The following is an 11,452-nucleotide window of genomic DNA, read 5'->3' on the forward strand; positions in this document are numbered from 1 at the left end:
TCCGTAGTATACATCACATTTTCATAGTTGAATCTGTATCATTAGAAACGGTTAATTCAAAATGATTTCGATTTGTTTTTATAAAACCTTCTTTTTGTAACTTTGATATTTCCGTAGACATTGCTGCACGGTCAATACAAAGATAATCTGCTAACTGCTGCCGGTCAAAAGGAATATCAAAGGATAAAGATGAATGTCTGATGGATTCGGCTGACAGATATGACAATAGTTTATCTCTTGTCGTTCGCTTGCCAACATGTGTGATCTTATCGTTCAAGATCAGTATCTTATTTGCCAGGACACTGACCAGGTTACGGATCAACTTCTGATGATGCTCGCATGCAGTTGGACAAGTAACCAGAAGCTTCTGGACATTTAGGAAAATAATTTCACAGTCCTCATCTGCTACCACACTGATATTCAAAACAGCACCCGGACTTGCCGCATATGGTTCTCCGAAAAAATCACCGGCATGACATTTTGATAAAATATTGCGATGCCCCCAGAGGTCTTCCTGGATAACAAGAACACAGCCTGACACCACAAGTCCCATTACTTCTGTAGAATCTGCTGCTCTGAAAATATAAGAATCTCTCTCTTTTGAAACTGTTGTTGCCTCTACACAGTGCAATATGGATAATATTTCGTCATCAGTAAGACCTTTAAAGAAAGGACTGTTCCTTAAAATAGGTAAAAATTTTTTCAAAATTGTTCCTCCTGTTGGAAATCAAACATACAAGTTGCATTTATTATACTATGATTCTAACAGAAATAAAAATTTTATGCTATAGACGGAGGGTAAAAATGATAAGAAAGATTATTCGAATTGATAAAGAAAAATGTAATGGATGCGGTGCCTGTGCAGATGCCTGTCATGAAGGTGCCATTGATATCATTGACGGAAAAGCAGAATTGGTAAGAGAACATTTCTGTGACGGGCTTGGTGATTGTCTCCCGGAATGTCCTACAGGAGCCATTTCTTTTGAAGAAAGAGAGGCTCCTGCATATGATGAAGAAGCCGTAAAAGAAGCGCAGAAAAAAGTATTTGCCAAAAATCAGGCAATGTCTACACACACCGGCTGTCCTGGTTCTAGAAGTATGCAAATTCAGCGATTCGAAACACCTGAAACCATAAAATCAGCTCCAAGCGTAGAGCAGCTATCAAAACTTCAGAACTGGCCAGTACAGATTAAACTGGCACCTGTAAGTGCCCCATATTTTAACGGCGCAAAACTATTGATTGCAGCCGATTGTACTGCTTATGCATATGCAAGCTTTCATCAGGATTTTATTCGGAATAAGGTAACATTAATCGGCTGTCCTAAATTAGATCAGGTAGATTATAGCGAGAAATTGACTGCAATTATTCAAAATAACAACATTCAAAGTGTAACAATTGTAAGAATGGAAGTTCCTTGCTGTGGTGGTCTGGAAATGGCAGCAAAAAAGGCGCTTCAGAATAGTGGAAAATTCTTACCATGGCAGGTTATAACGATAAGTATTGATGGGGAAATCCTGGAGTAAGGACTTCTGCTGAATAAAGTTATCGGTTTATGCCCGATTTGTGTGTAACAGACAAATTGATTTGACTTTTTTAGTTGAAGATGGAATTATCAAGAAAATATCAGCAGACATACCTTATGAAAAAAGTACCATATGCGAGGAAGTTGATTTAAATGGACAACTGGTTATTGATGTGACAGATCCGACATTTATAGGTCTTAAGGCAGCACTTGAGGTAAAAGATATTCTTGATCTGCAAATTGTTGCATTCCCTCAGGAAGGAATGTACGCATACAAAGGCGGGGATGAGCTTGTAGAAGAGAGTCTTAAAATGGGTGCTGACTGTGTTGGTGCGATTCCTCATTTTGAACTGAAATTAACGTTTGCGTAACTGGGAACGCTTGATTTTACTGGATTCTTGGAATATGATGTTGCAAACACGTTACAAACGCAGGACTTCTCATTACGCCTCACCACACCTCTAAATTATCAAAGAGGGAGATGACTCAAAGTAACAAATGTGCATCTTCCTCTTTTTTTCTCGCAATATCATTCAACTTCGACAATTTCTAATCAATTTTGTTTAAATATTATTCGTTGCTTTGTTATCATTGTTGTATTCGAAAATATATATGTACTCTTCTGATATATTTACTTCTTTCTAAAAATAATTTGCAAATGTGATTTCAAACTTTTTATCTAAAAATTTCTATAATTGCATGTTCAACTTGATGTTCTTTTATTTTATCAATGATTATATGCATATTTTCTATTTCTAATTCTATTTTTGTATCCCCATCCTTTGGTACCATACCAAATTTTCGAAATACAAATCCAGTAAATGTATCACAATCTTTTGCTGTAAATGTAACACCTATAGCGTCTTCAATATCACTTAATCGTATATTTCCTTTCACTTCCCACTTGTTATCACTTATTCTTATAATAACAGTTTCTTCTTCCGACGATATTGGTTCAATATCATTTAAATCGCCAACAATTTCTTCTAATAAATCAAAAAGAGTCACTATTCCAACCACTCCACCATATTCATCTAATACAATCGCCATAGATTGCTTCGATTGTTTCATATTTTTAAAAAGCACATCTGCTTTTGTGGTTTCCATAACAAAGTATGGTTCAGAAATTGCAGAATCTATAACCATATCCTTACTTTTTTCTTTTAATCTAAAATAGTCTTTTGCATTTAAAATACCAATAACATGATCTATCGAATCTCCACAGACGGGATAAAGGGTATGTCGTGTATTGTGGATCGTTTCATCCCACTCCTTCACATCATCAGACATCCATAATATTGTCACATCTGTTCGATGTGTAGCAATCGTACCAGCCATAATATCATTAAATTCAAAAACATTTTGAATAAACTCTTTTTCTTGATGATCTATTGTTCCTTTTTCACTTCCCGCATCAACAAGCATACGTATTTCTTCTTCACCTACTTGATCTTCCGCTTCATTTGGATCAATACCACAAATCTTCAAGACAATATTGGTTGATATTGAAAGAAATGAAACGATTGGCTTAAATAAGATAGAGATTCCCGTAACCAATCCTGAAATTCCCATTGCCAGTTCTTCAGATTTTTTCATTGCAATTCTCTTTGGAACTAATTCGCCAAAAACCAACGTGAAATATGATAAAATCAATGTAATCAATATAACAGCTATGGTATCTAAAGTAGAACGTGGAATATTCACACCCATCCCAACAACCCAATCAACTAAAGGTTCTGAGAAATTATCTGCTGCAAAAGCACTTCCTAAAAATCCCGACAATGTGATTGCAACCTGAATTGTCGCAAGAAATCGTGCCGGCTCTTGCGTTAATCGTACTAATCTCTTTGCCCGACCATTACCTTGTTCTGCCATTCGTTCTAGCTTTGTTTCATTCATTGATAAAACAGCGATCTCTGCACTCGCAAAAATCGCGTTTAATATAATTAAAATAATCTGCACTACTAAAAGAATAAAAATTGATGTACTCATAAATAAAACCTTTCTACAATAAAATTATCTAAATATCACACTTACTTAAAAGCAACAAAAGACATGGTCTATGTTCCGAATACATAGTCCATGCCTTGCGATATATAAATAAAAATTCTATTGAATTGGTTCGCTTCAGAATCATTATCACTTTCGTCCATGTTAAATATTTCTCCTCTCAAATAGTATTGTAGTACAGTATAACAAAAAGACCTAACATAATCAATTCGAAAAAGTAAAAGTTGTGTTAAATTTATGTAAAACATAAAATCCGATTATTTTTAATTTCTTTGGGAAATTCTTCAACTCTTCATCTTATCACTACATACTGCGATATATACACTGCTGCCATTGCTCCGATTACACTCAATACGACATAGATTATTGCCCACCAAACTGCGCCTCGTTCCAATAGTTGATTCGTTTCCAATGCAAAAGAAGAAAATGTTGTAAACCCTCCACAAATGCCAACTTTTAAAAATAAAATCCATTGCGGGTTCCAGTCTTTCTTTACTCCAATAGCTACTACAAACCCTATTAAGAATGCTCCTACAATATTAATCATTAATGTTTTTATAGGAAATCCGCTTTGCGGATTTATTGGAATCAGCCCAATTAGATAACGAGCTATCGCTCCAAAAAATCCTCCCATTCCAACTATAATACAATTCACCATTTTACTTCCTCTCCTCTTGGATAAATGCCTCAGCATCTTTGGATTATTCTAATATTACGTATTAAGCAAGTGCTCATCTTTTCAATATTTAAGAACCTACTCTCTTGTCATAATCCCTGTAAACTATTCAACACCGAAACGTCTCATAAACATTTCACATTTGCATAGGAAAAAATAATAAATATTTAATCCACAACCGCTTAATCCTTCAAAATTTCCCTGGCCTTTAGAAATCAACAAATCAGCGTTCTCAACCTCATCCATTGCTTCCTGAGATATTGCTCCGATAACATTACCCGGCATTCCCGTACCATTCCCAATTACCTTTTGTGCAACATCTTCCATATGCACATATTTTGCATCCTCTAACGTAGCATCATTTAGAACCGGCTTTCCTCTTACAATTACGGATATATATAAATCAGGATTGATGTCTCGAAGGGTTGCAATCAATAACCTATCTGTTACAATTTCTCCACAGTTATCTGTAAAATATACCAATCTGTTAGCATTGACTATCTCTTTGTGAAAATCAGTCAATAGATTAGAATCTATTTGTATATTTACTGCTTCATCCAGTTTATCTTTCAATTCAATGTCATTCACATTTTCCAATGCTCCGAAATCAATATAATTTCCAACCATTGCATACTGTATTGCCATTTTTAAATGATTTTCAGATGTATTAACTTTATTTTCCATGTACGGAAAATAATCCAGCATTAATTTATTATAATGCTGTTTGATTTCCGTGTAATCCATTGTGTTACCAAAGAGTTCTTTACGAAGATTATCCATTTGCTCGGCAACCTGTGGTGTAGTTAAACCATCACTATTTTTTACAATTTCATTAACTTTATATTGATATTCTTTTATTTTTTCCTCTGTTGCACCAACCGGATATCTATTATTATTTCGTTTTATCTGACATATTTTACACTTTTCATTTATAACCATAATACGGCACTACATTCCTCTCTCTGAAACTTCAGACTCACGAACATGCTTAAACAATGTAACTTCACCTCTATATACTGCTTCTATATCGTATGAAGGTTCTTCATTTTGCTCAAATGTCCCATTTGCATCAACGATATATATCACTCCATCAATTTTTTGAATTTCTCCCTCGATATTGAAATTAAAAGTTACTAAATCTTCTCTCTTGAACCTAGGTTTTCCTAACATTTGTTTTTTCCTCCATTAACTTTCTTGAAGCTCATCCATTTTTTATCAAAGTATTTTATTTTCCTTATATGACTCATATATATATGACGGATTTTCGTAGTATACACTACTATTATAATCATCGATTTTTTCACTAATAAATGAATTGTAAACCTTTATCAATGCATCTATCACTGTAATCCCTTCGCTTTCCGATACTTTTTTTATTAATCTTTTATATACTTTCCCGATATCCCAATATGTCGGGATTGCATATTTACATTCTCCGACATTATCAAATTTTCCTTCTTGAATATTGCACTTTTCAACAAATTCTCCACTCACATTATCTATATTATCGCAATGATATACATCTGCTAAATCATAAATTTTATCAAGATTTTTCTTCCCAAGGGTATTTACAACATCAACACGTGTATTCTTTGTCTTTCGTGCAATGTAATCAATTAAACTGCACGTATAAAAAAGATCATTATCTTTCTTACTTTCTCTACCTTCACCTATCATCATAGCACCTCGCAATCTCTATATTTCAAGCATTGTAATGCATTATCAGAACAAAAAACTATCTGATGTGTTGGATATCTGAATTTTGCTAATACCCAAAACTGCTCTCTTGTAATCACACCATCCATATAATCGGATATATAATTATATATCTGATCGTCAGCCATAGCACCAATTACTATATCATAAGTATGGCTTTTTCCACTTCGACAATCTATAATGAAATCTAACCATTCTTCGGTCATCTCTTTGAATTCTTTTATATTCAATTTTTCATTCAAACGCACATCATAAATAGAAACTACTTTCGTATCATAGCGCCTTGCCCATCGTTCTGCCTGCTCTTTTATCACGGTACAATAGAAACCTGTTCCGAAATCTTTAGTATTACGACCCTTCCGTATTTCTGGCTTGTCTACTGGTTGATATCCTCCATGATATACTGTCATCATTCCCATCTTGCAACACTCCTTATCCAAAATACTGCTGCATTAAACTATCAAATAATAATTTTGTTTAAATATAATTTAGTTATCTTATTTGAACATTATATTATACAACTAATTATATATTTCTATTGTGTCATCGTCAATTGAAAAAGGACCAGCTCTCACTGATCCAAAAAGCACTCTATGTAAAGTTCTCTACCGCTCCCCTGTTATTCGTATTTATCAGCGAAACAAACCCTCTTTAATCCAAGCAAAGCTGCGGCTCCGGAAGCACTTGTTCCGAAAAATAATACTTCTGTATCAAGATTCAGATAATCTACAATTGACCCATTGCAAAGAGTACTTCCTGTGCATAAAATTAATTCAGCGTAAGAATCCCTGATTTCTTCCTTCATAACATTTCCATCTTCCACGCAAATTCCAAATTTGACTTGACCTATGTTATTCGGATTCAAATCCATTACCCGCACTTCATATTTGCTTTTTGAAAGCATCTCCAACAAAGACGGCTGAAATCCCACTAAAGCAATTTTCTGAACATCCGGATAATTGGTTTCTAAAAACTGTTTCATATCTTGTGCACAAAGCTCCGGTCCTTCCTTGCGACAATGGACTGTTCCCTTACACATTCCCAAAGATACCAAAACTGCATTCATGGTTGCAATAAAAATGCCTCTGTCATGAGGATTATGTTCAATATCCATCTGCAAAATATCTTCCAGCATTCCTTCAAATGTCGATGGAGCATCTGTAAACGCCTGCCCTTTGACACCTTTATATTCTGCCTGGATCATTACATCCTTCCCTGTGAGGATTGGATAATCTGTCCGTTTTGTCTTCCCGATTGCTTCTTCCGGTGTCAATGCATGACAAGAAACAGATAAATGGTCATTTTCAATCTGATGTTCTTTTAAAACCTGTTCAAAACGCTCTTTTAAAATTTCATACAATTCTTTTTTTGTCATGATTCTCTCACTTTCCCCCAAAAACAATTGACGTCTTCGTCCCATTCCGATGTAAATAGTTTATCACTATCTACAATTTCCCACCTATTTTCGTTCTAAAAGCACTACTGTTTCACAATGGTCGCAAAATGGAAACATGTCCACAGGCTGAATACGTTTCACCTGATATCCATGCTTCGTTAAATATTTTAAATCTCGCGCCAACGTATCCGGTCCACATGAAATATATACCACTTTCTTCGGATTCAACTTCACAACAGATGATAAGAATTTCACATCACTTCCGGCTCTAGGAGGATCCATAAAAACTACATCTGCCTTTTGATCATTTTCTGCCATCTTCACCATAAACTCACCTGCATCTCCCTGTCGGAACTCTGCATTTGTGATATGATTTTCTTTCGCATTAATCTTGGCATCTTTTACGGCATCTTTATTTAGCTCTACCCCGATTACTTTCTTTACATGCTTTGCTGCAATCAGACTGATTGTTCCAATACCGCAATAAGCATCAATAATTGTTTCTTTTCCTTTCAATCCTGCATACTCAATTGCTGTGTTATACAAAATTTCTGTCTGCACCGGATTGACCTGATAAAATGATTTTGGTGAAATGCGAAATGTACATCCGCACAGTTCATCTTTAATAAATCCAGGCCCATAAATCGGTTTTTCTTTTTCACCTAAAACCATACTTGTTTTTTTATCATTCACATTTAATACAACCGTTGTAATCTCCGGATGTTCTTTTCGAAGTGCTTTCACAAAATTATTTTTTGATGGAAGAATTGGAGAGCCTAAAACAAGGATTACCATAATTTCCCCGCTTTTAAATCCTCTACGGACCATAACATGACGAAGCAATCCGTACCCTGTATCCTCATCATATGTTTTAATTTTAAAAGATTTCAGTAGGTTTTTAATTGTATGAATGATTTCCTGGCTTTTCTGATCTTCAATAAGACAGTTTTCTACCGGTACAACTCGATGACTTTTCGCTTCATATGTTCCGGAAATGACATTTCCCCTTCTGTCACGATCAAACACTGCATGTACTTTATTTCTATAGTAATATGGATTTTTCATTCCTATGATTGGTTCTACTTTTCCATAACCACCCAACAAAGACTCTTCCTGTCTTTGTTTTTTCTGCAACTGCTTATGACATGACATTCCCTGATACTGACAGCTTCCACATTTTTTCGAGATTGGACAGACTGCCTGTTCTGTTGATTTTTTCTTATTTTTTCCTTGTTCTGATTTCATTTATCTACCTCTATAAAATTCCAATGCCTTCTAACAGAATCTTCAACCCGATTAAAATCAAAATGATTCCACCACATAATTCTGCTTTTGATTTATATTTTGTTCCAAATATACTTCCGATTTTTATTCCTGCCGCTGAACAGACAAATGTTACAACTCCGATAAATACGACTGCCGGTATAATTGCAACCTTCAAAAAAGCAAATGTCACGCCAACTGCCAGTGCATCAATACTCGTCGCAACCGCAAGCAAAAACATTGTTTTTATATCCATTGTATCATTTGACTCTTCCTCTTCCCCCAATGATTCTTTTATCATACTTCCGCCGATAAACAACAATAGTATAAATGCAACCCAGTGATCATACTGTGTCAGTTTTTCAGCAAAAAAACGACCTGCAAAATATCCGATCAATGGCATCAATGCCTGAAAGCCTCCAAACCACGCCCCTGCAATTGCCATATGTTTCTTCTGGATCTTTCCCAGTGATAATCCTTTGCAAATCGATACTGCAAAAGCATCCATAGAAAGGCCAACTGCTAAAATAAAAAGCTCTAAAATGTTCATTGGTTTATTCCTCTTCTTTCGTCTGAACATAAGAAAACTCATAGACAACCTTTTCGTATTGTCCATGAGTCCCATCATTTTCAATTTTTAGAAAATTCTCATAATGTCATTATACATAACAACCACCATTAATATCATTAACAATGCGAATCCTGCAAAATGAACCATTCCTTCTTTTTCCGGCGGAATACGTTTTCCTCGAATGGCTTCGATAAACAAAAATATCAAGCGTCCACCATCTAATGCCGGAAATGGTATGAGATTCATCACACCTAAGTTTGCTGTCAACAAAATCCCGATATTTAAAATATTCAGCCATACCACCTGCATTCCCGCTGGTTTTGCCTGTTGATATGCATTGTCTACTACCGATACGATTCCGACAGGTCCTGACATCTGATTGATTCCAACCTGTCCGCTAAGCAACATTTTTAAGCATTCGAAAGTATAAGATATCCAGTATTTCACTGTATAGGCACCATATTTTAATGTACCGAAAACTCCCGGTTTTGTACGCTCACCAATACTTACGATACCAAGTCTGGCATAGGAATCATTTTCCAATTGTTTTGCCACCAGTTCTGCGGTATGCGTTTTTCCATCACTTTCATATGTGACAGACAATGCATCGCCCTCTTTTGTTGAAAAATTATACAATGTAATTTCTTCCCACAAATGAATACTATGACCATTGATCTTTGTGATAACATCCCCTGCCTGTAATCCTTGTTCCGCAGCGGAATACCCTGTTTCTACTGCACCTATTTCCGGTGAATGATACCCAATCCATCCAACCAGAATAATACAAAGAATCCATGCCAGTATGAAATTAAATATCGGTCCTGCTGCAATAACAGAAATTCTTGCCCATACGGATTTACTATTAAAACTACCTTCCGCTGTATCATCCGCATCATCCTCTCCCATCATACATGCGCCGCCCAGAGGAAGCAATTTCAGAGAAAATTTTGTCTCTCCAATCTGCTTCCCGATCAATGTCGGTCCCATGCCCAATGAGAACTCATCGACTCGGATTTTATTTGCTTTGGCAAGCAAAAAATGACCTAATTCATGAAAAATTACAATTGCACTAAATAATAAAATTGCAATGATTATACCCATTAATTACCACCTTTATATTTTGCTAAAATATATTCATACGTTTCCTGCTCTGTAGCCAGAATTTCCGGTATTGTTGGATTTACAATATTTTTATGATGCTCCATACAATCCTGAATAATTTCTGGAATCTGCAGATATCGAATCTCACGATTTAAAAACATTGCAACCGCTTTTTCATTCGCAGCATTGAGCACTGTCGGAAGCGAACCACCGATTCTTCCTGCTTCATAAGCAAACTTCAATCCATAAAATGTTTCCATATCCGGTTTTTCAAATGTAATCTGAGTCAATGTTTCAAAATCCAATCTTTCCCCCGGTAAATATCTTCTCTCCGGATAATATAATGCATACTGGATTGGAAGCTTCATATCCGGTGTACCTAACTGTGCGATCACCGCTCCATCCTCATATTCTACCATTGAGTGGATAATGCTTTGTGGCTGTACAACCACCTGCACCTGATCTACATTTACATCAAACAGCCATTTTGCTTCTATAACTTCCAGCCCCTTATTGACCATGGTTGAAGAATCAATTGTAATCTTTCTTCCCATTGCCCAGTTCGGATGTTTTAATGCATCTTCGACCTGTATATGCCCCAGTTCCTCACGCTTTCTTCCTCTAAACGGACCTCCGGAAGCAGTCAGTAAGATTTTGTGTAATGCCTTTTCCTGTCCTCCTTGTAGAGACTGGAATATTGCACTATGTTCACTGTCTACAGGTAAAATTGATACCCCATATTCTTTTGCCAGAGGCATGATAATATGTCCTGCTGTAACAAGAGTTTCCTTATTGGCAAGCGCGATATCTTTTCCGGCTTTGATAGCTTCGATCGTTGGAAGGATTCCTATCATCCCCACAATTGCTGTTACAAGAATCTCAGATTCTTCTATTGCCGCTACCTCAAGCAAACCATCCATTCCTGTTACAACCTTAACATTCAAATCCTGAATATTATTCTTTAATTCAGCTGCTTTCTTTTCATTCCATACAGCAGCCAGCTTTGGATGAAATTCTCGAATCTGCTTTTCCAAAAGTTCTATATTATTCCCCGCTGCCAAAGCAACGACATCCAAATCTCCATTTGTTCTTGCCACTTCCAATGTCTGTGTACCTATAGAACCTGTTGAACCTAATATTGCTATTTTTTTCATTATACTCACCTATTATTCTCTTTATATCTAAATTATATCTCG

13 protein-coding genes and 1 pseudogene are annotated in these 11,452 nt (G+C 35.8%); 2 read left to right on the forward strand and 12 right to left on the reverse strand.

Annotated features, from left to right (window positions below; translation table 11 throughout):
• Positions 1-13: 13 nt before the first annotated feature.
• On the reverse strand, positions 14-706 hold the full coding sequence (locus tag D8Q48_RS06385; protein WP_117989781.1) for a Crp/Fnr family transcriptional regulator: 693 nt from the start codon (positions 704-706) through the stop codon (positions 14-16).
• Positions 707-804: 98 nt separating this feature from the next.
• On the opposite strand from D8Q48_RS06385, the gene D8Q48_RS06390 reads away from it, so the two are divergent.
• Together D8Q48_RS06390 and D8Q48_RS06395 are read left to right on the forward strand one after the other, a co-directional pair.
• On the forward strand, positions 805-1,524 hold the full coding sequence (locus D8Q48_RS06390; RefSeq protein WP_117989780.1) for a 4Fe-4S binding protein: 720 nt from the start codon (positions 805-807) through the stop codon (positions 1,522-1,524).
• 166 nt (positions 1,525-1,690) lie between these two features.
• A pseudogene (locus tag D8Q48_RS06395) lies at positions 1,691-1,873 on the forward strand (cytosine deaminase); the annotation flags it as partial.
• Positions 1,874-2,198: 325 nt separating this feature from the next.
• Here the strand turns inward: D8Q48_RS06395 and D8Q48_RS06400 are convergent.
• The 11 genes from D8Q48_RS06400 to D8Q48_RS06450 form a co-directional block, all read right to left on the reverse strand.
• Complete coding sequence (locus D8Q48_RS06400; RefSeq protein WP_055152609.1) at positions 2,199-3,515, reverse strand: hemolysin family protein; 1,317 nt, start codon at positions 3,513-3,515, stop codon at positions 2,199-2,201.
• 310 nt (positions 3,516-3,825) lie between these two features.
• On the reverse strand, positions 3,826-4,191 hold the full coding sequence (crcB, locus tag D8Q48_RS06405) for a fluoride efflux transporter CrcB (RefSeq protein WP_117989779.1): 366 nt from the start codon (positions 4,189-4,191) through the stop codon (positions 3,826-3,828).
• A 123-nt stretch (positions 4,192-4,314) separates the two neighbouring features.
• Positions 4,315-5,148, reverse strand: coding sequence for an ARMT1-like domain-containing protein (locus D8Q48_RS06410; RefSeq protein ID WP_121055914.1), 834 nt, complete (start codon positions 5,146-5,148; stop codon positions 4,315-4,317).
• Positions 5,149-5,157: 9 nt separating this feature from the next.
• Positions 5,158-5,379 carry an ABC transporter gene (locus tag D8Q48_RS06415; protein WP_117989777.1) on the reverse strand — a complete coding sequence of 74 codons (222 nt, stop codon included), beginning with the start codon at positions 5,377-5,379 and terminating at the stop codon, positions 5,158-5,160.
• Positions 5,380-5,424: 45 nt separating this feature from the next.
• On the reverse strand, positions 5,425-5,889 hold the full coding sequence (locus tag D8Q48_RS06420; RefSeq protein WP_206027398.1) for a hypothetical protein: 465 nt from the start codon (positions 5,887-5,889) through the stop codon (positions 5,425-5,427).
• A complete protein-coding gene (locus D8Q48_RS06425) occupies positions 5,886-6,344 on the reverse strand; it encodes a DUF3990 domain-containing protein (protein ID WP_117989775.1) in 459 nt (152 codons plus the stop codon). Before D8Q48_RS06425 ends, D8Q48_RS06420 begins: the two co-directional genes overlap by 4 nt.
• Before the next feature lie 200 nt (positions 6,345-6,544).
• On the reverse strand, positions 6,545-7,300 hold the full coding sequence (locus D8Q48_RS06430; protein ID WP_121055916.1) for a DUF364 domain-containing protein: 756 nt from the start codon (positions 7,298-7,300) through the stop codon (positions 6,545-6,547).
• Between the two features lie 84 nt (positions 7,301-7,384).
• Complete coding sequence (gene rlmD / locus D8Q48_RS06435; protein ID WP_121055918.1) at positions 7,385-8,566, reverse strand: 23S rRNA (uracil(1939)-C(5))-methyltransferase RlmD; 1,182 nt, start codon at positions 8,564-8,566, stop codon at positions 7,385-7,387.
• Between the two features lie 10 nt (positions 8,567-8,576).
• Positions 8,577-9,134 (reverse strand): manganese efflux pump MntP family protein, encoded by a 558-nt coding sequence (locus tag D8Q48_RS06440; protein WP_118737877.1) that lies wholly within the window; start codon positions 9,132-9,134, stop codon positions 8,577-8,579.
• A gap of 87 nt (positions 9,135-9,221) precedes the next feature.
• Positions 9,222-10,256 carry an RIP metalloprotease RseP gene (gene rseP / locus D8Q48_RS06445; RefSeq protein ID WP_121055920.1) on the reverse strand — a complete coding sequence of 345 codons (1,035 nt, stop codon included), beginning with the start codon at positions 10,254-10,256 and terminating at the stop codon, positions 9,222-9,224.
• Complete coding sequence (locus D8Q48_RS06450) at positions 10,256-11,410, reverse strand: 1-deoxy-D-xylulose-5-phosphate reductoisomerase (protein ID WP_121055922.1); 1,155 nt, start codon at positions 11,408-11,410, stop codon at positions 10,256-10,258. The genes rseP and D8Q48_RS06450 overlap by 1 nt, the downstream gene beginning before the upstream one ends.
• Between the last annotated feature and the right edge of the window lie 42 nt (positions 11,411-11,452).

Source organism: Ruminococcus sp. B05, from assembly GCF_003628495.1.
Taxonomy (GTDB): Bacteria; Bacillota; Clostridia; order Lachnospirales; family Lachnospiraceae; genus Schaedlerella; species Schaedlerella hominis.